Annotated in this window: 20 protein-coding genes; 13 read left to right on the top strand and 7 right to left on the bottom strand. The window is 60.5% G+C overall.

The features are described 5' to 3' along the window. Positions 1 to 77: 77 nt before the first annotated feature. A complete protein-coding gene (locus ACQZ5N_RS23490; protein ID WP_003495552.1) occupies positions 78 to 239 on the bottom strand; it encodes an entericidin domain-containing protein in 162 nt (53 codons plus the stop codon). Between the two features lie 192 nt (positions 240 to 431). Between ACQZ5N_RS23490 and ACQZ5N_RS23485 the strand changes: the two genes are divergently transcribed. Next, a complete protein-coding gene (locus ACQZ5N_RS23485; protein ID WP_448734290.1) occupies positions 432 to 1,208 on the top strand; it encodes a formyl transferase in 777 nt (258 codons plus the stop codon). A gap of 90 nt (positions 1,209 to 1,298) precedes the next feature. Next, a complete protein-coding gene (locus ACQZ5N_RS23480) occupies positions 1,299 to 2,219 on the top strand; it encodes a methylenetetrahydrofolate reductase (protein ID WP_448734273.1) in 921 nt (306 codons plus the stop codon). A 54-nt stretch (positions 2,220 to 2,273) separates the two neighbouring features. Here the strand turns inward: ACQZ5N_RS23480 and ACQZ5N_RS23475 are convergent, their stop codons facing one another. Further along, the gene (locus tag ACQZ5N_RS23475) at positions 2,274 to 3,212 is read right to left on the bottom strand and encodes a LysR family transcriptional regulator (protein WP_020810641.1); all 939 of its coding nucleotides are present in this window, start codon (positions 3,210 to 3,212) and stop codon (positions 2,274 to 2,276) included. Between the two features lie 126 nt (positions 3,213 to 3,338). Here ACQZ5N_RS23475 and ACQZ5N_RS23470 point away from each other — a divergent pair, with 126 nt between their 5' ends. Further along, entirely contained in the window at positions 3,339 to 3,557 is a 219-nt protein-coding gene (locus ACQZ5N_RS23470) for a hypothetical protein (RefSeq protein ID WP_196378641.1), read from the top strand. 271 nt (positions 3,558 to 3,828) lie between these two features. Then, the gene (locus ACQZ5N_RS23465; protein WP_003523414.1) at positions 3,829 to 4,869 is read left to right on the top strand and encodes a GlxA family transcriptional regulator; all 1,041 of its coding nucleotides are present in this window, start codon (positions 3,829 to 3,831) and stop codon (positions 4,867 to 4,869) included. Between the two features lie 264 nt (positions 4,870 to 5,133). Here the strand turns inward: ACQZ5N_RS23465 and ACQZ5N_RS23460 are convergent, their stop codons facing one another. Next, positions 5,134 to 6,606, bottom strand: a complete 1,473-nt coding sequence (locus ACQZ5N_RS23460) for an NAD(P)H-hydrate dehydratase (RefSeq protein WP_448734272.1) — start codon at positions 6,604 to 6,606, stop codon at positions 5,134 to 5,136. A 359-nt stretch (positions 6,607 to 6,965) separates the two neighbouring features. Here ACQZ5N_RS23460 and ACQZ5N_RS23455 point away from each other — a divergent pair, with 359 nt between their 5' ends. From ACQZ5N_RS23455 to hspQ, 4 genes are all read left to right on the top strand, one after another. Beyond that, positions 6,966 to 7,304: a P-II family nitrogen regulator gene (locus ACQZ5N_RS23455; protein WP_003515720.1), complete on the top strand. Its 339-nt coding sequence runs from the start codon at positions 6,966 to 6,968 to the stop codon at positions 7,302 to 7,304. A gap of 71 nt (positions 7,305 to 7,375) precedes the next feature. Continuing rightward, positions 7,376 to 8,785: a type I glutamate--ammonia ligase gene (gene glnA, locus ACQZ5N_RS23450; RefSeq protein WP_003523416.1), complete on the top strand. Its 1,410-nt coding sequence runs from the start codon at positions 7,376 to 7,378 to the stop codon at positions 8,783 to 8,785. A 100-nt stretch (positions 8,786 to 8,885) separates the two neighbouring features. Then, complete coding sequence (locus ACQZ5N_RS23445) at positions 8,886 to 9,806, top strand: DMT family transporter (protein WP_425647209.1); 921 nt, start codon at positions 8,886 to 8,888, stop codon at positions 9,804 to 9,806. An 88-nt stretch (positions 9,807 to 9,894) separates the two neighbouring features. Continuing rightward, positions 9,895 to 10,224, top strand: a complete 330-nt coding sequence (gene hspQ / locus ACQZ5N_RS23440; protein ID WP_003523419.1) for a heat shock protein HspQ — start codon at positions 9,895 to 9,897, stop codon at positions 10,222 to 10,224. 92 nt (positions 10,225 to 10,316) lie between these two features. Here hspQ and ACQZ5N_RS23435 read toward each other — a convergent pair whose 3' ends face one another. Continuing rightward, a complete protein-coding gene (locus tag ACQZ5N_RS23435) occupies positions 10,317 to 10,973 on the bottom strand; it encodes an invasion associated locus B family protein (RefSeq protein WP_448734271.1) in 657 nt (218 codons plus the stop codon). A gap of 307 nt (positions 10,974 to 11,280) precedes the next feature. On the opposite strand from ACQZ5N_RS23435, the gene ACQZ5N_RS23430 reads away from it, so the two are divergent. The 5 genes from ACQZ5N_RS23430 to ACQZ5N_RS23410 all read left to right on the top strand — a co-directional run bounded on the left by ACQZ5N_RS23430 (position 11,281) and on the right by ACQZ5N_RS23410 (position 16,804). Beyond that, positions 11,281 to 13,128, top strand: coding sequence for an extracellular solute-binding protein (locus tag ACQZ5N_RS23430; RefSeq protein WP_059760270.1), 1,848 nt, complete (start codon positions 11,281 to 11,283; stop codon positions 13,126 to 13,128). Between the two features lie 45 nt (positions 13,129 to 13,173). Continuing rightward, positions 13,174 to 13,842, top strand: a complete 669-nt coding sequence (locus ACQZ5N_RS23425; RefSeq protein ID WP_262532943.1) for a DsbA family oxidoreductase — start codon at positions 13,174 to 13,176, stop codon at positions 13,840 to 13,842. Between the two features lie 51 nt (positions 13,843 to 13,893). Then, on the top strand, positions 13,894 to 14,826 hold the full coding sequence (locus ACQZ5N_RS23420) for a DMT family transporter (protein ID WP_174056941.1): 933 nt from the start codon (positions 13,894 to 13,896) through the stop codon (positions 14,824 to 14,826). Positions 14,827 to 14,952: 126 nt separating this feature from the next. Beyond that, entirely contained in the window at positions 14,953 to 15,780 is an 828-nt protein-coding gene (locus tag ACQZ5N_RS23415; protein WP_448734270.1) for an oxidoreductase, read from the top strand. A gap of 85 nt (positions 15,781 to 15,865) precedes the next feature. Continuing rightward, on the top strand, positions 15,866 to 16,804 hold the full coding sequence (locus ACQZ5N_RS23410; RefSeq protein ID WP_448734289.1) for an AraC family transcriptional regulator ligand-binding domain-containing protein: 939 nt from the start codon (positions 15,866 to 15,868) through the stop codon (positions 16,802 to 16,804). A gap of 96 nt (positions 16,805 to 16,900) precedes the next feature. Here ACQZ5N_RS23410 and ACQZ5N_RS23405 read toward each other — a convergent pair whose 3' ends face one another. The 3 genes from ACQZ5N_RS23405 to ACQZ5N_RS23395 form a co-directional block, all read right to left on the bottom strand. Further along, positions 16,901 to 17,239, bottom strand: a complete 339-nt coding sequence (locus ACQZ5N_RS23405) for a hypothetical protein (RefSeq protein ID WP_448734269.1) — start codon at positions 17,237 to 17,239, stop codon at positions 16,901 to 16,903. Between the two features lie 443 nt (positions 17,240 to 17,682). Then, positions 17,683 to 21,180 carry a transcription-repair coupling factor gene (gene mfd, locus ACQZ5N_RS23400; protein WP_448734268.1) on the bottom strand — a complete coding sequence of 1,166 codons (3,498 nt, stop codon included), beginning with the start codon at positions 21,178 to 21,180 and terminating at the stop codon, positions 17,683 to 17,685. A gap of 4 nt (positions 21,181 to 21,184) precedes the next feature. Beyond that, positions 21,185 to 21,496 carry an FAD assembly factor SdhE gene (locus tag ACQZ5N_RS23395; protein WP_065115898.1) on the bottom strand — a complete coding sequence of 104 codons (312 nt, stop codon included), beginning with the start codon at positions 21,494 to 21,496 and terminating at the stop codon, positions 21,185 to 21,187. Positions 21,497 to 21,555 lie beyond the last annotated feature (59 nt).

The following is a 21,555-nucleotide window of genomic DNA, read 5'->3' as shown; positions in this document are numbered from 1 at the left end:
TTCGCAGGAAAATTCGGTCAAAGAAAAGGCGTCACCCGTGTTTCAGGATGACGCCGGACCTTTAAGGGGAGATGTCGTCAGCGACGGGCGGCGCGGTCCACATTGCGGCCTGCATCCTGCGTCGCGTCGACGGCGTTCGCCGTGTCACGACCCATGCCGCGAATGGTGTTACCGCAGGAGCTCAGGGTGACAACGGTCAACAAAGCCACGAAAACGGTCGAAAGAATGCGTGTGATCATGTGAAAATACTCCCCTATGACTTGCCGTCCAAAGGCAAGTACCGATGTGATATGCGTCACAATAACGTGAGTCACAAAAATCCGTTCCAGCGGCATTTCAAAAAATCCTGTCGATGAAAATTAACATGGTTTTGAAGTTCACGCGTGAAACTCGGCGTCTGGATCATGGCTTAGGAAAATCCCGTGGGTGATATGACTGACATCAACAATCGGCTTCTGGTGATGACGGCGGGCGGGGTGAACCCCAATGTCATGATCAATGCGCTGGCGGCCCGATTTCCCGACATCCATGTTTTCATGGAGCAGCCGGAAAGCAAGTCGGTCATTCTCAGGCGACGCGCACGACGGCTCGGCTGGATAGTCGCTGCGGGTCAGATGGCGACGATGATCGCCTCGCGGCTCGGCAAACGCTTCACGCTTCGCAGAAGCGATGCGATCATCGCCGAACACGGCCTTTCTCCCGATCTCCACCACAGCCTTCCCGTCACCCAATTCGCCTCGCTCAACGATGAGGAATGCCGCAAGGCCGCCAATCTGCTGAAACCGGCGGCGATCTTCACCATTTCCTGCCGCCTGCTGACACCGACCACGCTTCAGGCCCTGCAATGCCCGGTCATCAATTTCCACGCCGGCATCAATCCCGCCTATCGCGGGCAGATGGGCGGATACTGGGCGCTGGTGGAAAAAGACCGCGGCAATTTCGGCGCGACCGTGCATCTGGTCGACAAGGGCGTGGATACCGGTGCCACGCTCTACGAGAAGCGGCTGAAACCATCCCCTTCCGACACGATTGCCACCTATCCGCTGCTTTTGACCGCCGCTTCGGTGGATATCGCCGTCAGCGCCATCGAGGACGCCCTTTCCGGCAGCCTTGCGCCGCAGCCGCCCTCACCCGGCAAATCGGTACTGCGCTTCCCGCCGACCATCTGGACCTGGCTTTGGAACGGCATGACGAAACGGATCTGGTGAAGCCGCGCGTCAGAGATTGGAGCCGAGCTTCGTCGCAGATGCAAGCCTGTCTTGCCGCAACAGGCACAGACTTCGCCGCAAAATAGGTGCATGATAATAAAAAGGATCACGCACAAATTGCCCGATATTTCCGCCGCTTCCATCATTCCCGCCTCCATCGAAGCCTCGCCCGCGCAGGTGCTTGGCTCGACCGACCTTGCCGGTCTCTTTCCGCAGGGTGTGCGCGTCTATCTCACCGACACTGGAGCCGCCTCGCAGGAAAGGCTCGTCGAAGCCGCAGGACATTTGCGCGACCTCGGTTATGAGCCGGTGCCGCATCTTGCAGCGCGGCGCATCCCCTCCCGGGCAGCGTTTGAGGAACAGGTAAAACGGCTTGCCGGAGAAGCGGGCGTAACCGATGTTCTGGTTGTCGGCGGCGGCGTCGACCGGCCTGCCGGTCCCTTCGCATCCAGCATGGACATGCTGTCCACCGGCATTTTCGACCGTTACGGCATAAGGCAGATCGCCATCGCCGGCCACCCGGAAGGCAGCCCCGATTTCAACGAGGAGACGGCGATGGCCGCACTCAGGCTGAAACGCGATTTTGCCGAAAGAAGCAATGCCGCAATGCGCATCGTCACCCAGTTCGGTTTCGATCCCGCGCGTTTCATCACCTGGGCGGAAGGACTTGCGGCGTCAGGCATCGAGCTTCCGGTGCATATCGGCGTTTCCGGCCCGGCCAAGATCACGACGCTCTTGAAATATGCCGCGCTTTGCGGCGTCGGCAATTCCATCGCCTATCTCAAGAAGAACGCGCTTTCGCTGACAACGCTTGCCAAGGGCCATTCACCGGAAAGCATCGTCGGACCCATCGAGCGGCACTGGCAGGCCAATCCGCAAGGGCCGATCCGGCAAATTCACGTCTTCCCCTTCGGCGGATTGCAGAATTCGGCCGACTGGCTGGTCAAGCGTGGAAGCTGGCAAACCGGCGCGGCGGACCGTTCGGCATCGCCGGATTCGATGGCGGGCTAAAAACCGCGATTCTAACGGCGCGACGGGCCACGGCCGCCGCGCACCTCCAAGACCTCAGGCCGCCTTGGCGACTTCGACAAAAGCGTTTCGAATGCTTTCAGCCACGGCAAGAACAGGGCGCGACGCCTTGTCACCCATGATCAGGCGGATATCGAAACAGCCGAGTTCCGGCAGGCCTTCCTTGTCGCCCAGAATGACCATGTCGTTCTGCACATAGGATCGCGGCAGCGGCGCGATGGCGAGATCGGCGGCAATCGCCGCGCGCTGCGCCATGGTATGGCCGCTGAGATAGGCCACGCGGAAATTGCGGCCGCGCTTTTCCAGCGAATGGATCGCTTCCGAGCGCCAGATGCAGCCCTCTTCCCAGATGGAGATCGGCAGCGGATCGCGCAGATAGGCGGTGCCGCATTTGGCGCCCGCCCAGACCAGACGCTCGCGCATCAGCACCTCGCCCGTATCCCGAAGGGGATGGGAGGCACAGTTGACGAGGGCGAGATCGAGCCTCTGCTCATCCATGCGCTTATAAAGATTGGAGCTGGAATCGATGGTGACGTCGATCATGATGCCGGGGAAAGCCTCGGCAAAACGCTTGAGAATGCCCGGCAGCAGGCCACGCTCGCCAATATCCTCCGGTGCGCCGAGACGAACGACACCGGAAAGCTCGGGCATGACGAAACGCGACACCGCCTCGTTGGACAGCGCAATCATGCGTCGCGCATAGGTCAGAAGCGTCTCCCCATGCGCCGTCAATGTCACCGAACGGGCATCGCGCAGGAAAAGCGTCGTTTTCAACTGCTCTTCAAGCTTCTTGATCTGCATGGAAACGGCGGACGGCGTTCTGAACACCACTTCTGCGGCGGTGGAGAAATTTCCCGTTTCCGCGATGGCGACGAAGGTTCTCAATATGTCGTTATCCAGCAACGGCAGCGGTTGGCGGAAAGTCACGGTCATGGCACGCACCTTCAAATATTTTGATTTATAGATGGATATCATTTCGTTTGATTGAATGTCAACAAGCGCGCACCATCCGGGACATCGATTGACGGGGCGGATTTAGCCTCGTCGGCAAGCGCATACCGAAGTCGCAAACAGGATCGTGGTTCAGGAAAGGATCAAGACATGACCATGATACATTATCTCCCCGTGGCGAACCGTTCCTCGAACCGCCCGTCATCCACCGGCTGGCTTCATCGCCTGTCCGACCATGTTGCCGCCCGTTACGCCGCATGGCGTCGCGAAAAAATGCTTCGCGCACTGGAGGCATTGCCGCCTGAAACATTGAAGGATATCGGATGGCCGACGACGGACAACAGCCGCATAAACGTCATCCGCAGATGACATTCAACCGGTGGCTCGCAACGTTTCTGGACGTGCGAGCCATCCCTGCCCGTCCTTCGAATGGAGGGATAAGGGCGCAAAATAGCCTGCCTGTTTTACATGCGACACACCGCCTTTTTTAAAGGCTTGTCGCAAAATTTGCATATTTCAAAAGCTATTTTTTGACAGCCCCGATTCCACGGCGTATTTTTCGTTAAAGATGTCGTAAACAGGACATCCAGAAGACCAATTCCAAGGGAGGAATTGCGTATTCGCAACGGAGCACGGGCAAATGAGCAGAAACTCCCAGAAGAAGCGCTCAATCGTCTTTTTTCTCATTCCGCAATTTACCATGCTGCCATTCGCCGCAGCGGTTGAAACGCTTCGCATCGCCAACCGAATGTTGGGCTATCAGGCCTATGAGTGGCGTCTCTCCTCGCTCGATGGCCAGAAGGTCATGTCGTCAAGCGGCATCTGTCTTGAGCCCGATACCTGTCTTGCCGATGAGCGGCGCTACGTCAGCGGCGAAAACCGCCCGGAAATGGCGATCATCTGTTCGGGCATCGATGTGGATCAACACATCAACAAATCCGTCAATGCCTGGCTGCGCGAAGCCTATAATCGCGGCATCGCCATCGGCAGCCTCTGTACCGCCGCCCACATTCTCGCACAGGCGGGCCTTTTGAACGGCAAGCGCTGCGCGATCCACTGGGAAAACCTGCCCGGTTTTTCCGAAGCCTTCCCGCAGGTGGAAGTCTATGCCGACCTCTTCGAAGTCGACAGCAACATCTATACCTGCGCCGGCGGCACGGCCTCGCTCGACATGATGCTGAGCCTGATCGGCCAGGATTTCGGCGAAAACCTCGTCAACCGCGTCTGCGAACAACAATTGACCGACCGGGTGCGCAGCCCCAATGACCGCCAGCGCCTGCCGCTGCGCGCCCGCCTCGGCGTGCAGAACAGCAAGGTTCTGTCGATCATCGAATTGATGGAAGGCAATCTTGCCGAACCGCTGTCGCTGCTCGATATCGCCGACGCCGCCGATCTGTCGCGCCGGCAGGTGGAGCGTCTCTTCCGCCAGGAAATGGGCCGCTCGCCCGCCCGCTATTATCTCGAAATCCGCCTCGACCGCGCCCGCCATCTGCTGGTGCAATCGGCCATGCCGGTGGTCGAGGTCGCCGTCGCCTGCGGTTTCGTCTCCGCCTCGCATTTTTCCAAGTGTTATCGCGAAATCTACAATCGCACGCCGCAGCAGGAGCGCGCCGAACGCAAACTCCTTATCAGCGCATCGCGAATGGCGACGGCGAGCCAGGCAGGCAAGGCCGCGCATTGAATGCGGGCTGAATGCCGCAAACGCGACGGACTTGCTTCAGGGATAAACCTCTCCTTCGTCATGCCGGACTTGATCCGGCATGTAGCCACGGGGCGTCTGCGCCGTGAGAAGAGTCTTCTGCGGTCAAGGACTTGATCGCACTGGACCCCGGATCCAGTCCGGGGTGACGGAGTGCGGATGATGGAACTGTGGTAAGATCGCAGGTTCAGCGAGCGGCCAGCAAAGACCCGGTTCACAGGACTGCCACAACACAATCAGACCAAGTCACCCAAACGGCCGAACCGCATGGGCAAGGTCTTCCGCCGTCAAGCCGTCGCCTGCCCTACGGGCGGCCTCGCCATGCAGCCAGACACCGGCCGCGGCTGCTTCGAAAGCGGGAGCTCCCTGCGCCAGCAGCGCGCCGATGATACCGGCCAGCACATCGCCTGATCCAGCCGTCGCAAGGCTCGCGGGAGCATTGGTGTTGACCAGCGCCCGGCCATCCGGCGCGGCAATCACCGTATCCGCGCCCTTATAGACCAGCACGGCGCCGCTGCGCGCCGAGGCGACCTGCGCCTTCTCGATCTTGCTCAGCATCCTGTCGGCGGCAAGATCGGGAAACAGTCGTGCAAACTCGCCCTCATGCGGCGTCAGCACGAATTTGCCCGTGCCTAACGTGACGTGCGCAAACAGGTCCTCCTTGTGATCCCTGAAAGCCGTGATCGCATCGGCATCCAGCACCACCGCCTTGTCTCCAAGCAGGGACACGAATTGCCGCGCCTTTTCGAGATCGCCGAAACCCGGGCCGAGAACGAAGGTGCCATGACGCCCATCGTCCAGCCACGACCGTAGATCGTCGGCATCGTCCACCGCTGCGTTCATCACCGCCGTCAGCGTGACGGAGAGCACGTCGAGCGCTTGCCTCGGCGCAGCGATGGTGACGATCCCCGCCCCCGCCTTCAGTGCCGAAAGCGCGGTCATGCGGCTTGCGCCCGTCGCATGGGCCGGGCCGGAAAAGACGGTCAGATGCCCGCGACGGAATTTATGGGTTTCCATATCGGCATGAGGCAAGGCATCCCGCCAGATCAGCGGGCTATTTTCCGCCACCGATCCCGCATGGGCGTCAAGGATGCGGGACGGAATGCCGATATCGAACACCTCGAGCGTTCCACAAAGCTCCCGCCCCGGCATCAGCAGATGACCCGGCTTGCGCGCCATGAAGGTCACCGTCCGCTCGGCCCTGAACGAAGCGCCGAGAGGCACGCCCCGCCTGCCGCAGAGGCCCGAGGGCAGGTCGACGGCGAGAACCGGCACCTTCGCCCGCGTGACCGCCTCGATCACCCGTATGAGTTCCTGCGGAACATCGCGGGACAATCCGGCCCCGAACACCGCATCGATCACCACGTCGCCGGCAAGAGGCGAATAGCCGTCAAGCGGCAGCGGCGCCGCGCCGCTCCGCTCGAATGCCGTCCGTGCATCGCCCCTGAGTGCGCCGACATCGCCGAGATGATGAACCGCGACGACCGCCCCGCTCTGCAAAAGCGCCCGCGCCGCCACATAACCATCGCCGCCATTGTTGCCGCCGCCGCAGAGCACGACGAAACGCTGCGCCTGCGGATAGTGACGCAGCACCGAGGCCGCAACCGCCTGCCCCGCCCGCTCCATCAGGTCATAAAGAGGAATGCCGGATTGCCCGGCCGCCGCATCGATGCGGGCCATGGCAACAGGATCGATCAGGAAGAGGTGCGGGGATTTCATGTCCCGATCATCCCTTCAAAACGCCGGAAAGGCAATCGATACAAAAATAAGCAAATAGCCATGTCTAAATAATAGACAAATGCATAAAATATAAACAAACAGCCATTCCCCCTGTTCGCGCCTTTCCAAATATTCAAAAAAACTAAAATAATACAAATTCACAGAAATGCTGATGGATTTTTCGGGTTTCCGCGAGAAATTGGCTGGAAAAGCGCAAAAAGCGAATGCATTTTGTGTCGGAAAGCCGGGGGATCGAAGTTTTTTCTTCAAGCCCGCTTCCGATCTGGCACAATACGTGCATTCTTGTGGCAGAGCGGGAGTTACCTGCTTTAACGGGAGAAGCGGAGAGATATTTTCTCATGAAAAAGATCGAAGCGATCATTAAGCCTTTCAAGCTCGATGAAGTGAAGGAAGCCCTTCAGGAAGTCGGACTTCAGGGAATCACGGTCACGGAAGCAAAAGGCTTTGGTCGTCAGAAGGGCCACACGGAACTCTACCGCGGAGCGGAGTACGTCGTGGACTTTTTGCCGAAAGTGAAAGTCGAAGTCGTATTGGCGGATGAGAATGCGGAAGCCGTCATCGAGGCGATCCGCAATGCGGCGCAGACAGGACGTATCGGCGACGGAAAGATTTTCGTTTCCAATGTCGAGGAAGTCATCCGCATCCGTACCGGTGAAACAGGCGTGGACGCCATATAATCAAGAACGTCCCGAGCCGGGGAGGCTTGGGTTTTCACCTCGTCATCATCACACTCAAGGAAAACGTTTAAATGACGACCGCAAACGATATCTTGAAGCAGATCAAGGATAACGACATCAAGTTCGTGGACCTGCGCTTTACCGACCCCAAGGGCAAGCTGCAGCACGTCACCATGGATGTTGTCTGTGTGGACGAAGACATGTTCGCCGATGGCGTCATGTTCGACGGCTCCTCGATCGCCGGCTGGAAGGCCATCAACGAGTCCGACATGGTGCTGATGCCCGATCCGGCCACCGCCCATATCGACCCGTTCTTCGCCCAGTCCACCCTGGTCGTCCTTTGCGACATCCTCGACCCGGTCTCGGGCGAAGCCTATAACCGCGACCCGCGCGGCACCGCCAAGAAGGCCGAAGCCTACCTCAAGGCGTCGGGTATCGGCGACACCGTTTTCGTTGGCCCGGAGCCGGAATTCTTCGTCTTCGACGACGTGAAGTACAAGGCCGATCCCTACAACACCGGCTTCAAGCTGGATTCGTCTGAACTGCCGTCCAACGACGACACGGATTACGAGACCGGCAACCTCGGCCACCGTCCGCGCGTCAAGGGCGGTTATTTCCCGGTTCCGCCGATCGACAGCCTGCAGGACATGCGCTCCGAAATGCTGACGGTTCTGGCCGAAATGGGCGTGGTCGTCGAAAAGCACCACCACGAAGTGGCCGCCGCACAGCACGAGCTGGGCGTGAAGTTCGACACGCTGGTATCCAGCGCCGACAAGATGCAGATCTACAAGTACGTCGTGCACCAGGTCGCCAATGCCTATGGCAAGACGGCAACCTTCATGCCGAAGCCGATCTTCGGCGACAACGGCTCGGGCATGCACGTTCACCAGTCGATCTGGAAGGGCGGCAAGCCGACGTTTGCGGGCGACGAATATGCCGGCCTCTCCGAGACCTGCCTCTATTACATCGGCGGCATCATCAAGCACGCCAAGGCCATCAACGCCTTCACCAACCCCACCACCAACTCCTACAAGCGTCTGGTGCCGGGTTATGAAGCGCCGGTTCTGCTCGCCTACTCCGCGCGCAACCGTTCCGCATCGTGCCGTATTCCCTTCGGCTCCAACCCGAAGGCAAAGCGCGTCGAAGTCCGCTTCCCGGACCCGACCCAGAACCCCTATCTCGGTTTTGCGGCCATGCTGATGGCCGGCCTTGACGGCATCAAGAACAAGATCCACCCCGGCAAGCCGATGGACAAGGACCTTTACGACCTTCCTGCGAAGGAACTGAAGAAGATCCCGACCGTCTGCGGCTCGCTGCGCGAAGCGCTGGAAAGCCTCGACAAGGATCGCAAGTTCCTGACCGCCGGCGGCGTGTTCGACGACGACCAGATCGACTCGTTCATCGAGCTGAAGATGCAGGAAGTCATGCGTTTCGAAATGACCCCGCATCCGGTCGAATTCGACATGTACTACTCGGCCTGATCGGCCTTTGGAGCGCTCCCATCGGGGCGCTCCATCCATTCCGGCGGTTTTCCCTGGAAAGCCGCCGTTTTCTTTTGAAGCCCAGCCATCATTGCGAAGAATGTCGAACAAGCCAGCCTCTCAGCAAACGCGCCTCACGGACTGGCTCATCTTTCTGGCGGTGCCGTTCTTTTTCTCCAGCAATGTCATTTTCGGCCGTGGCGTCGTCGGCGAAGTCTCGCCTTTCATCGCCGCCTTCATCCGCTGGATCGGCTCGACCCTCATCATCGCCCCCTTCATGATCGCCGACTGGCGCAACTGCCTTGCCTTCGTGCGGCGGAAAACGCTGCTCTGGCTCGTCCTCGGCATTCTCGGCATGGGCATCTGCGGCGGCGTGGTCTATTGGGGGCTGACCATGACGACGGCCGCCAACGGCACGCTGATCTACACCACATCCTCGCTGTTCATCATCCTGTTCCAGCGCATCTTCCAGGGCCGCCCGATCCGGAAGCTCGAAGTGGCGGGCATGGTCATCGCCTTTGCCGGTGTGGCGGCCATCGTGCTCAAGGGCGATATGTCCGCTCTCTGGCACCTGAATTTCAACATTGGCGATTTCGCGATCCTGACTGCGGCCATCGCCTTTGCGGTCTATTCGCTGCTGCTTCGCGATCCCGCCGCACGGCAGATGGCCTCTTTCAGCCTTTTCGGCCTGATCGCCTTTTCCGGCGCGCTCGTGCTTCTGCCGCCGGCGGCTCTGGAACTGGCGCAGGGCGGCATGTTGCCCGCCACGCCAATGGCCTGGGCCAAGATCGGCGGTATCATCCTGTTCGCCTCACTATTGGCCTTTTATTGCTTCACCCATACGGTGCGCGTCTTCGGTCCCGCCACCGCTGGCATCACGCTTTACATGATGCCGCCAGTCTCGATCCTCATGGCCACGCTGTTTCTGGGGGAGACTTTCGAGACCTATCACGCCATCGGCATCGTGCTGGTCACCGGCGGCGTCATCATCGCCACCGCGCCCATCGGCAGAAGGCGCTGAACGCGGAAGGCAGACCGGCGCCAAAACCGCTAGGTCTTGATATTTCGCATTCCGATACCAACTAGTATTGGGAAAGGAAGTACATGCCATGAAACAAAGAAACGCAAAATTCACGCTTGGCGAAATCGTCCGCCACAAGGTGTTTCCGTTCCGCGGTGTGGTGATCGACGTGGACCCGGAATATGCCAATACCGAGGAATGGTGGAACGCCATCCCTGCGGAAATCAGGCCGGATCGCGACCAGCCCTTCTATCATCTTCTGGCCGAAAACGAGGAGACGGAATATGTCGCCTATGTTTCCGAACAGAACCTCGTCCACGACGAAAACGAGACGCCGCTCCGAAATCCCAATATCGGCCGCATCTTCGACAAGGCGCCGAACGGCGAATGGCGCCCGAAAATGTCGACGGCGCATTGACGCCCGTCAAATTTCTCCCCTCCCTCCCAGGGGCATAAAAAAACCGGTCTGTCGCCAGACCGGTTTTCCTGTTTTTGGAGCTTACGCTGCAATCAGGGCTTCGGCGCGCCCTTGGCAGCGTCCTGTGCGGCTTCCAGCTTCTTGCGGGCCTCTTCAGCCTTCTTCTGCATGCCTTCCTGCAGGCTGCGCTGGCTTTCGGCAAGCTGCGACTGGGTGATCGCCGGGCCGTCATAGGCGCCGGTGAAGCCGGAGAGCGCGATCTTGATGGGGTTCGGCGCGCGACGGAAGTTGATGGAGGTGAAGACCACCTCGCTACCCTTCTTCAGGGAAGCGATCATGGCGTCCGTCAGCGGAACTTCGGCCGTGCACTTGTCGGGAAGGCAAACGGCGTAATCGAGCTTCTGGCCCTTGCCGCCGTCGATCTGCATCATCACGCCCGGAGGAACGAGACGCGCGGTCGGAACGGAAACCTGCAGCAGCTTGCGGTTGACCTTGCCTTCAACGGTGATGAGGCCGACGGCGGTGATCATCTGGCCGTTCTGGGCAAGAACCACGTTCTGCACGACGCAGACATCGTTGTCTTCCTGCTTGGAGCAGGTCTTGAACCAGCCGAGCGGCGGAGCGCCGGCGCCCTGAGCGGCGGGAGCCGCATCCTGCGCCTGCGAGATGGCCGGAGCGGACATTGCGCCGAGAGAAAGGACCAGAGCGGACAGAACCGTCCGGGTGAATGTGTTTGCCTTGTGCATCATAAGAGTTCCGTCTCCTGAATGTCTGCCAGAACAGAACCGCAAGATCCTGTTCGCCGATGGCGGTATCCTTCTGCCCGTTCAACTGTCGTTTAAATGAGGCAAATGCGTGACCCGTCTCTTCCGGTCCCCCTGTTACATGCCGATCGCGGCGATATCCAGCACTTCTTTAACTTTTTCTTGAGCTGACCCAAGATTTCCCGCCGTTGCATGGGTCATGCAATGTCCGTGTGCTACATATCTGCCAGAATCATGACGATAAACCGGTCAGGTCCACATATCGGACTGACCGTTGAGACAGGATAGTGACATGCGCAACCTTGCGGCCCTCATCCCCGCATTGTTCCTTCTGGGATCATCCCTGCTTCCCGCCGGAACCGCCCTGGCACAGCCGCTTCACGGCATTTCCATGCACGGCACACCCGCCCTGCCGGCAGATTTCCGCCACCTCCCTTACGTCAATCCGGACGTGAAGAAAGGCGGCCGCATCTCCTATGGCGTCGTCGGCACCTTCGACAGCCTCAATCCCTTCGTTCTCAAGGGAATGCGCACCACCGCACGCGGCGTCTGGGACCCGGAATTCGGCAATCTTCTTTACGAACCGCTGATGCTGCGCTCCAGCGACGAGCCTTTCAGCCTTTACGGCCTGCTCGCCGAAACCGCGGAGTGGGATGAGGAGCGCAGCTTCGTCCAGTTCAACCTCAACCCGAAGGCAAAATGGTCCGACGGCGAGCCGGTGACCGCGGATGACGTCATCTTCACCTTCAACCTCCTGAAGGAAAAAGGCCGCCCACCCTTCAACACCCGTCTGGACGGCGTGGCGAAACTGGAAAAAATCGGCGATCGCAGCGTGCGTTTCACCTTCAATGACAAGGCGAACCGCGAAACGCCGCTCATTCTCGCCTCCTCCACCCCGATCCTGCCGAAACATGCGATCGATCCGGAAAAATTCGAGCAGGCGGGCCTCGGCCCGGTCGTCGGCTCGGGTCCATACCGAATCAAAACCCTGCGGCCGGGCGAACGAATCATCTGGGAGCGGAACCCGGATTATTGGGGCAAGGATATTCCCGGCAAGGTCGGCTTCGACAATTACGACGAGATCAGCGTCACCTATTTCCTTCAGGTCACCACCATGTTCGAGGCCTTCAAGAAGGGCGATATCGACATTTATCCTGAAGGCGACGCCATCAACGGCACTTCCGATACCTCCCACTGGGGACAGGCTTACAATTTCCCGGCCGTCCATCGCGGCGATATCGTCAAGGACGTCTTCCAGCCGCGCCTGCCCACCGGCATGTTCGGTCTCGTTTTCAACACCCGCCGCGCCGTCTTCGCCGACGAAAAGGTGCGCGAGGGCCTGTCCTATGCGCTCGATTTCGAATGGATGAACAAGAACATCCTCGGCGGCTCCTTCAAGCGCACGCAGAGTTACTGGCAGAACTCCCCGCTCGGCGCCTATGGCAATGCCGCAGACGAGCGCGAGCTTGCCCTGCTTGGCGACGCGGCGAAAACCATGCCGCCGGAACTGCTGGCGGGAACCTATGCCATGCCGACCACCGATAGCACCGGCGCGGACCGCAAAGTTCTGAAAATGGCCGTCGACAAGCTGAAAGAGGCTGGCTACAGCATCAAGAACGGCAGGATGTCTGACGCCAACGGTCGTCAGCTTGCCTTCGAAATCATGACCCAGAACCCGGCGCAGGAGCGCATCGCGCTTGCCTATCAGCGTTCGCTCAACCTGATCGGCGTCGCCATGGGCATCCGCTCGGTCGATGACGGGCAATATCAGGCCCGCTCGAACAGCTTCGACTATGATATGATCATCCGCTCCCTGCCCTCCTCGCTCTCACCGGGGATGGAACAGCTCAACCGCTGGAGTTCGCTCTCGCGGGATGCGCAGGGCAGCTTCAACTATGCGGGCGCTGCAAATCCCGATATAGACCGCATGATCGAGGCCCTGCTGCAGGCGCGGTCGACGGAGGATTTTCAGGCGGCGGTGCGCGGTTACGACCGCCTTCTCGTTGCCGGCCACTATGTCATTCCGCTCTATTATATCGGCGCGCAATGGGTGGCCCGCTGGAAATATATCGACCGCCCGGATATGACGCCGATATCCGGCAATCAGAAACAGACCTGGTGGGATGCGCGGGCGCAATAAACCGCACCGCACCCATCCCCGGCAGAGAAAAGGGAAGATAAAACCATGGAACGCATCGTTATCGACGTCGTATCGGATATGGTCTGCCCGTGGTGTTATCTCGGCAAGGCAAGGCTCGATCTCGCCATTGCCGAGGTGCAGGACGAAATCAGCGTCGACGTGAACTGGCGTCCTTACCGCCTCAACCCGGATTATCCGCCTGAAGGCGTCGATCAGAAAGCCGCTCTCGAGGAAAAGCTCGGCAAGGAACGCCTGGAACAGGCGCATGCCACGCTGGTGCAACTCGGCAGGGAAGTCGGCATCAATTACGATTTCGATGCGATCAAGATCGGCCCGAACACGCTCGACGCCCATCGGCTGTCGCTCTGGGCGCATTCCGAAGGCCGCGACGTTCAGGAAAAGGTCGTCACCGCGCTGTTCAAGGCCAATTTCGAGGAAGGGCGCAACATCGGCGATCACGCGGTGCTGACCGATGTGGCCGAAAAATCCGGCATGGACGCCAAGGTCGTAGCCCGGCTTCTGGCCTCGGACGCCGACAAGGACACCGTCGTCGCCGAAATTGATGCGGCGCAGCAAATGGGCGTCGCCGGCGTGCCCTTTTTCATCATCGACCAGAAATACGCCATAAGCGGTGCACAAACGCCGGATGTATTGATTGCTGCACTGCGAGATATTGCAAAAATCAAGGCGGACGAGCATAGATCGATGAACTGACGGTCAAACCACCGGCGGTTTTCATCAACTCGATTTTTCGCCGGTGTTTCCGTGTCCGACCAGACCCTGAAAGGCATTCTGCTCGCCTTTGCCGCCTTCGCTGCCTACGCCTGGAGCGATGCAAGCGTTAAACTCATAGAAGGCCAGATTTCGCCGATCGAATCGGCCTTCTTCGGCGCCCTGTTCGGCTTTGCCGCCCTGCCCTTCATCCGCAAACGCAATGACCGCTGGGTGGATATCGTCAGAACGACGAACCGCCCTTTGTGGATCATCCGCTTTTTTGCCGCCGGCACCGGCGCAGTCGGCAGCGTGACCGCCTTCACCCATCTTTCCATGGCGGAAGCCTTCGCGCTGATCTTCCTGCTTCCTTCCTTCGTCACCATCATGTCGGTGGTGTTCCTGAAGGAACAGGTGGGCATCAAGCGCTGGTCGGCCGTCATCATCGGTTTCCTCGGCGTGCTGGTCATCCTGCGGCCGGGCTTCCGCGAACTCGGCGTCGGCCATCTCGGCGCCATCATCGGCGGCTTCAGCGGTGCGCTCAGCATCGTCATCTTCCGCGCCATGGGACCGTCGGAAAAGAACGTCTCGCTTTATGGTGCCGGTGTGCTCGGCTGTCTCACCATAAGCGGCATCGCCATGGTGCCGACTTTTGTCATGCCGGCCGGCGAGCAATGGCTGCTGCTGGCGGGATATGGCCTGCTCGGCGCGCTTGGCAACGTACTGGTCATGTATGCCGCCCAATATGCGCCCGCCGCCATGATCGGCCCGACGCAATATAGCCAGATGCTCTGGGCCATCCTGTTCGGCTATCTGATTTTCGGCGACCGTATCGACGGATGGATGCTGGTCGGCATCGCCCTCATCGTCGGTTCCGGCCTGCTGACGCTGATCCGCGAGAAACAGAGAAAAGTGCCGCTGCCCGCCTCGATCGCCGCCACCGACCAGAACGTCGCGGTCGGCATCACGCCGGAAAATCCCTCATAAGGTTGCCCCTCATAAGGTTGAAAGACGAGACCTGGCGGCTTGCACCATAAATATGGCGCGTTCCGCCACTGCGATGGCACGATGCGCGACCTATGTTGGCCCTATCCAAGAGCAAGAGGTGCCAACATGAACATACGAACCCAACCGACCGCCCTCGTTACCGGCGCGTCATCCGGCATGGGCAAATGCATCGCCAAACGCCTGATCGCCGATGGCTATCTCGTCTATGTCGCCGCGCGCAGCCTCGACAGGATGGCGGATCTGGAAAAGCTCGGCGCGGTTGCGCTGCGCATGGACATCTCAAGCGACGAAGACATCGTCGCCACTGTCGCCGCGATTACCGCACGATCCGGTGGCGTCGATGTGCTCGTGAACAATGCCGGCTACGGGCTCTACGGCCCCGTCGAGGAGATTCCGCTCGACGAGGCGCGCTACCAGTTCGAGGTCAACGTCTTCGGCACCGCCCGTCTGACACAGCTCCTTATGCCGGCCATGCGCGCAAGGGGCAAAGGCACCATCGTCAACATCACCTCGATGGGCGGCAAGATCTACACCGTTCTGGGTGCCTGGTATCATGCGACCAAACACGCGCTGGAAGGCTGGTCGGACAGTCTGCGGCTGGAAGCTGAGCCATTTGGCATCCGCGTCGTGGTGATCGAACCGGGCCTGATCGAGACCGGTTTCGGCGCGGCCGCAGCGCAGGGTCTCCTCGAACGCTCGGCAAACGGCCCTTATGCGAAGATGGCGCAGAGCGTTGCGGCTTCCATGGACCGAAGCTACGGTAAGGGTATGGGCACCGATCCCGAGGTCATTGCCGACGTGGTGAGCAAGGCGGTCAGGTCCGCCCGCCCGAAGACACGTTATGCGGCCGGCAAATACGCCCGGCTGATGATCGGCGTGCGCAAATGGTTCGGCGACCGGGCCTTCGACAGGCTGATCAGAAGCCAGATGTAGAAAGAAGGCCGGAGGTCGGATCATGAGCAGGGATTTGAGCGACAGGTGCAGGCTGCCCCAGGCTTTCTGGCGGGCGGCGGAGCGTATGGGGCTGCCCGCCCCGGCCCTGCTGCGGCAGGCAAAGCTTCCCGCAACGCTGCACATCGCCCCGGACGCATGGTTGACGACGGCGCAATATTTCGACCTGTGGCGGGCGGTCGAGGACCTGTCGCAGGGTCCGGCCATCGGCCTCCGGATGACGGTCGAGACAGACACGGCGATGCATCCACCCGCCACCATGTCAGCCTTCTTCGCCCGCGACTATCGTGACGGGCTGCACCGGCTGGCCCGCTTCAAGCGGCTGTGCACCCCGGAAGAGCTTTCGGTAACGGAAAGCGGCGGCGAAGCCCGGATTGCCGTAAGATGGTTGCACACTGACGAGGCCGAGCCGGATGCTGCGGCCGACGTCACTTTCGCCGCCCTTCTCGAACTGGGGCGGCGGGGCACCGGCAGACATGTCACCCCGGTTCGAGTGGAGATGATTCGCCGTGGACCTGTTTCCGACGTCCATCGGAGTTATTTCAACGCACCCATCCGCACCGGCTGTCCGCAGAATGCCATGGTGCTGAAACGCGACGATCTCGATCTTCCATTCGCCGGGCATAATCCTGAACTGCTGGCTATACTGGAGCCCGCGCTTGCAACCTCCCTTGGAGAGATCGAGGCGCAATCCTCGCTGCCGGAGCAGGTCAAGATTCTGATCAAACGCCGCATCGCAAGCGGCAAGCCGGAGATTTCCGAGGTGGCGCGCGAACTCGGCATGAGCGAAAGAACCCTACAGCGTCGTATCACCGAACAGGGATCGAACTATCGAGCGCTCATTGAGCAGGCGCGGCAGGAACTCGGCCGCGACCTGCTTTCAGACAAACGCAATGGAATTGAAGAGATAGCCTTCCTGCTGGGTTTCCAGGACACAGGCTCGTTCTATCGGGCGTTTCGAACCTGGGAAGGCGTGACGCCAGCCCAGTGGCGAGGGATGCACTGACATTGAACAGAGCGCCGCCAGCTACCGGCCAAAGGCCGGAAGCTGCGTTTCGCTTTCCGGCTCGCACGGATCATCGCGCCTGTCGGATTTCATGACCTAGTCGCAAACCCTGGCCCGATACATGTCGCCCCAGGCATTCTGTCGCCAGACGACGTGGCAGCGCGGATAGGCCGGCTGATAGATCACCGGCGGGCCATAAACGGGCGGGACGTAAAAAGGCTCTCCATAATAGGGGCCGCCATAGGAATGCCGCGCCCCGGCGATGATGGCGCCGCCGATAATCGCTCCGGCGATACCTGCGGCAATGCCGCCGCCGCCATGCCCGTGTCCGAAGTGGTTGCGTGCTTCCGCCTGGTTGGTGGTGGCAATTGTGGTGCCCGCAATTGTCAAAGCAACCAGACCTGCGGAGGCGAACCTGTTCATCCTGGTCCACATTGTCTTGCTCCTTCGTCTTCCCGCTCGCGCGTCATATTGGGCGCAGTGCAGGAGATGGGAGCAAGACTACACGCGTCGAGGCTACCGGCGCATGTCCGTTTCATTACATACCGGTAATGTTTGCAGGGCTTTGGGGACTGGGAGGTCCGGTAAAGCAAACGGATGTCGGACCCTTCCGTTTTCGTTTGTCCGGACGTGCTTCAGGTTTTGGCTTTCGGAAGCGGAGGTGGGTGGGGTTTACCCCCCTCTGCCCTGCCGGGCATCTCCCCCTCAAGGGTGGAGATCGATCTGCGGCAAGGTCTCGCCCACCTTGAAGCTTGCGCGTGAAGCGATGGTAGCGCCTCTTGCCGATCTCCCCCTTGAGGGGGAGATGCCCGGCAGGGCAGAGGGGGCTAAAGCTCCACGCTCATCGGTCTGCTTTGGGTCGACGACCTCCCGAAGTTTTAGGACCGCGCCAGTTCGGCAAGCTGTGTCATGATCATCGCCGCGCCCGCCAGCCGCTTTTCCGGCGTCGGCAGGTCGCGGGTCAGGAACAGGCTGTGATCCGGGCGGATTTTCGCCATCGTGCCCTGCTTGCCGATATAGGCGACAAGCGCTGCCGGATTGGGGAATTCCTTATTACGGAACTGCACGACCACGCCCTTCGGCCCGGCATCCACCTTCTCGACATTGGCAGTGCGGCAGAGCGACTTGATGTAGACGATCTTGAGGAGGTGCTGCACCTCTTTCGGCAGCGGGCCGAAACGGTCGATCATTTCCGCACCGAAACCATCGATCTCGCTTATATCCGCAAGCTCGCCGAGACGGCGGTAAAGACCCATGCGCAGATGCAGATCCGGAACATAATCCTCCGGGATCATGACAGAGGTGCCGACCGAGATTTGCGGCGACCAACCGCTATCCTGCACCTGCTCGTCGCCCTTCACCTCGGCAACCGCCTCTTCCAGCATCTGCTGGTAAAGCTCGAAACCGACTTCCTTGATATGGCCGGACTGTTCCTCGCCGAGCAGATTGCCCGCACCGCGAATATCGAGGTCGTGGCTGGCCAGCTGGAAGCCGGCGCCGAGCGTATCGAGCGATTGCAGCACCTTCAACCGCCGCTCCGCCATCGTCGTCAGCACCTTGTTGACCGGCAGGGTGAAGAGCGCGAAGGCACGCACCTTGGAACGGCCGACACGGCCGCGCAGCTGGTAAAGCTGGGCAAGGCCGAACATGTCGGCGCGGTGCACGATCAGCGTATTGGCAGTCGGCACATCAAGGCCGGATTCGACGATGGTGGTCGACAGCAGCACATCATATTTGCCGTCATAAAAGGCGTTCATGATGTCTTCCAGTTCGCCCGCCGGCATCTGCCCATGCGCCACCGCCACCTTCAGCTCCGGCACATCCGATTGCAGGAAGGCGTGAATATCGGCAAGGTCCGCAAGGCGCGGGCAGACATAGAAGCTCTGGCCGCCGCGATAATGCTCGCGCATCAGCGTCTCGCGGATCACCAGCGGATCGAAGGGCGAAATGAAGGTGCGAACCGCCATGCGGTCCACCGGCGGCGTGGTGATGAGCGACAACTCGCGCACGCCCGTCATGGCAAGCTGCAAGGTGCGCGGAATAGGCGTCGCAGAGAGCGTCAGCACATGCACGTCGCTCTTCAGCTCCTTCAGCCGCTCCTTGTGCTTCACGCCGAAATGCTGCTCTTCGTCGATGATCAGCAGGCCGAGATTGGCGAAGCTGATGCCCGCGCCGAGCAGCGCATGGGTGCCGACGACAATATCCGTCTTGCCGTCCGCCACTTCCTTTTTCGTCAGCATCAACTCCTTGGAGCCCACGAGGCGCGAGGCCTGCTGCACCCGGATCGGCAACCCACGGAAACGTTCCGAGAAGGTGCGGAAATGCTGGCGGGAAAGCAGCGTGGTCGGCACCACCACCGCCACCTGCACGCCATTCATGGCGGCGAGGAACGCCGCGCGGAGCGCCACTTCCGTCTTGCCGAAACCGACATCGCCGCAGATGAGGCGATCCATCGGCCGGCCGGCCCCCAGATCCTCGCGGATGGACTCAATCGCGTTCAGCTGGTCTTCCGTCTCGTCATAGGGGAAACGGGCGGCGAATTCGTCGTAAAGCCCATCCGGTGCCGTCAGCACCGGCGCATGGCGCACCAGGCGCGCGGCCGCGATGCGGATAAGCTCGTCTGCCATGTCCAGCAGGCGCTTCTTGAGCTTGGCCTTGCGCATCTGCCATGCGCCGCCGCCGAGCTTGTCCAGCTGCGCTTCCGCCGCATCCGAACCGTAACGGGACAGAAGATCGATGTTTTCAACCGGCAGGAACAGCTTGGCGTCATCGGCATAGTGCAGCTCCAGACACGCCCGCGGCGCGCCCGCCGCCTCGATTGTCCGCAGGCCGACGAAGCGGCCGATGCCATGTTCGGCATGGACAACCAGCGAGCCCTCATCCAGCCCCGCCACTTCCGAGATGAAATCCGCGCCACGCTTGCGGCGCTTGGAGCGGCGCACCATGCGGTCGCCGAGAATATCCTGCTCGCCGATAACGGCCAGCGTCCCGGTTTCAAAACCCGCCTCAAGGCTGAGAACCGCCGAGGCCGCCTCGCCCTTGCCGAGCTTCTCCACCTCTTTCAGCGAGGTAACTGGCTTGATCTTCTCAAGCCCGTGCTCATTCAGCACCTGCAACAAGCGGTCGAGCGAACCTTCCGACCAGCCGGTGATCAGCACCTTCCAGCCCTTGGCGCGGCGTTCGGCAATGTGCTTTACCGCCAGATCGAAAACATTGACCCGCTCTTCACTCTCGCCTTCGGTTGGCGGGCGCGCCCAGCGCGGCCCGACATGGGCGTCGAGCGTCGCGACCGGGCGGCCTTCGCTGTCCTGCTCGTTGAAAGGGGTCAGACGCACGGCGTTAACGGCAGCCAGTGCGGCATCGAAGCTCTTGCCGTCGAGATAAAGCTGGCCGGGCGAAACCGGCTTATAGGGCGCGCCCTGCGTCGAGCCCTTGGTTTCGCCGGAGCTGCGGCGCGCATCGTAATAATCGAGCACCAGCTTGGAGCGCTCTTTCGCCGCCTCCCGCGCCGTGTGATCGGTGACGATGCGGAAATCCTTCAGATAATCGAAGGCGGTCTCCAACTGCTCGTAAAACAGTGGCAGCCAATGCTCCATGCCGGCATAACGGCGGCCTTCGGAGACGGCCTGATAAAGCGCGTCGTCGCGGGTCGCCGCGCCGAATAGCGACAGGTAATTCTTGCGGAAACGGCTGATCGTATCCGGCGTCAGCGTCACTTCGCTCATCGGGTTCAAATCAAGCGAGCGCGCCTGGCCGATGGTGCGCTGGCTGGCCGGATCGAAGGTGCGGATGCTTTCCAGCGTATCGCCGAAGAAATCGAGCCGTACCGGCTCTTCCGTACCGGGAACGAAAACATCGAGAATACCGCCGCGCACGGCGAATTCACCCACTTCACGCACCGTCGCCACCCGGTCGAAACCGTTGCGTTCCAGCCGCGCGGCAATCTCCTCCATGCGGATCTGGTTGCCGGGCCTGGCCGAAAAGCCGAGGCTCTCGATAATGTCGCGCGGCGCCATCTTCTGCAGCATGGCGTTGACGGTGACCAGCACGATGGCCGGATGTGGCTTCTTGGCGTGGCTGATGAGACCGGAAAGCGCCGCCAGCCGGCGCGCCGAAGTGTCGGCGCTCGGTGACACGCGGTCATAGGGCAGGCAGTCCCAGGCCGGCAGCGTCATCACCGGAATGTCAGGTGCGACGAAACCGAGGATCTGTTCGAGATCGGCGACCCGCTGGCCATCCGACATCACATAGGCGACCGACGTGCCGGCCCGCGCCATATCGGCAAGCAAAAGGGCTTCCATGCCGGAAGGCACGTTTCCGATGGTCAGCGGCGTATCGGCCGACGACACCAGCTTTGCATCGAATCCGGCTATCATATTCTCACGCTTTCAGGGTGTCAGTGGTGACGAGATCGAAATCGGGACGGTAAGAGGCGATCTTCTCGAACAGCGGGGTCTGGAATTTTTCCGGTATGGCAAGCGCGCCCGTCACCATCTTGACGAGGTCGTTATCCTCTTCCGCCATGATGATCTCAAGCTCATCCAGCTGGTCATCGGAAAGCCCGGCAATATTGTCTTCCGCAAATTGCCCGAGCACCAGATCCATCTCGCGAATGCCCCGGTGCCAGCAGCGGTAAAGAATCCGCCGGCGTCTCGGATCGAGGTCGGCACTCGTGCGCACCAGTCCAGTCATCGCATTCACCTTTCGGTTGGCTATTCAACAGGATGTTGACTGCGACCTCCTATAGAACA

Source organism: Agrobacterium sp. 22-221-1, assembly GCF_053522445.1.
This window is presented reverse-complemented; position numbering and strand designations above follow the sequence as displayed.

What these genes read in the sequence shown, in the direction of transcription:
- ACQZ5N_RS23490 (WP_003495552.1), bottom strand. Translation starts at nt 239, where the DNA reads ATGATCACACGCATTCTTTCGACCGTTTTCGTGGCTTTGTTGACCGTT.
- ACQZ5N_RS23485 (WP_448734290.1), top strand. Translation starts at nt 432, where the DNA reads ATGACTGACATCAACAATCGGCTTCTGGTGATGACGGCGGGCGGGGTG.
- ACQZ5N_RS23480 (WP_448734273.1), top strand. Translation starts at nt 1,299, where the DNA reads ATGATAATAAAAAGGATCACGCACAAATTGCCCGATATTTCCGCCGCT.
- ACQZ5N_RS23475 (WP_020810641.1), bottom strand. Translation starts at nt 3,212, where the DNA reads ATGATATCCATCTATAAATCAAAATATTTGAAGGTGCGTGCCATGACC.
- ACQZ5N_RS23470 (WP_196378641.1), top strand. Translation starts at nt 3,339, where the DNA reads ATGACCATGATACATTATCTCCCCGTGGCGAACCGTTCCTCGAACCGC.
- ACQZ5N_RS23465 (WP_003523414.1), top strand. Translation starts at nt 3,829, where the DNA reads ATGAGCAGAAACTCCCAGAAGAAGCGCTCAATCGTCTTTTTTCTCATT.
- ACQZ5N_RS23460 (WP_448734272.1), bottom strand. Translation starts at nt 6,606, where the DNA reads ATGAAATCCCCGCACCTCTTCCTGATCGATCCTGTTGCCATGGCCCGC.
- ACQZ5N_RS23455 (WP_003515720.1), top strand. Translation starts at nt 6,966, where the DNA reads ATGAAAAAGATCGAAGCGATCATTAAGCCTTTCAAGCTCGATGAAGTG.
- glnA (WP_003523416.1), top strand. Translation starts at nt 7,376, where the DNA reads ATGACGACCGCAAACGATATCTTGAAGCAGATCAAGGATAACGACATC.
- ACQZ5N_RS23445 (WP_425647209.1), top strand. Translation starts at nt 8,886, where the DNA reads ATGTCGAACAAGCCAGCCTCTCAGCAAACGCGCCTCACGGACTGGCTC.
- hspQ (WP_003523419.1), top strand. Translation starts at nt 9,895, where the DNA reads ATGAAACAAAGAAACGCAAAATTCACGCTTGGCGAAATCGTCCGCCAC.
- ACQZ5N_RS23435 (WP_448734271.1), bottom strand. Translation starts at nt 10,973, where the DNA reads ATGATGCACAAGGCAAACACATTCACCCGGACGGTTCTGTCCGCTCTG.
- ACQZ5N_RS23430 (WP_059760270.1), top strand. Translation starts at nt 11,281, where the DNA reads ATGCGCAACCTTGCGGCCCTCATCCCCGCATTGTTCCTTCTGGGATCA.
- ACQZ5N_RS23425 (WP_262532943.1), top strand. Translation starts at nt 13,174, where the DNA reads ATGGAACGCATCGTTATCGACGTCGTATCGGATATGGTCTGCCCGTGG.
- ACQZ5N_RS23415 (WP_448734270.1), top strand. Translation starts at nt 14,953, where the DNA reads ATGAACATACGAACCCAACCGACCGCCCTCGTTACCGGCGCGTCATCC.
- ACQZ5N_RS23410 (WP_448734289.1), top strand. Translation starts at nt 15,866, where the DNA reads ATGGGGCTGCCCGCCCCGGCCCTGCTGCGGCAGGCAAAGCTTCCCGCA.
- ACQZ5N_RS23405 (WP_448734269.1), bottom strand. Translation starts at nt 17,239, where the DNA reads ATGTGGACCAGGATGAACAGGTTCGCCTCCGCAGGTCTGGTTGCTTTG.
- mfd (WP_448734268.1), bottom strand. Translation starts at nt 21,180, where the DNA reads ATGATAGCCGGATTCGATGCAAAGCTGGTGTCGTCGGCCGATACGCCG.
- ACQZ5N_RS23395 (WP_065115898.1), bottom strand. Translation starts at nt 21,496, where the DNA reads ATGACTGGACTGGTGCGCACGAGTGCCGACCTCGATCCGAGACGCCGG.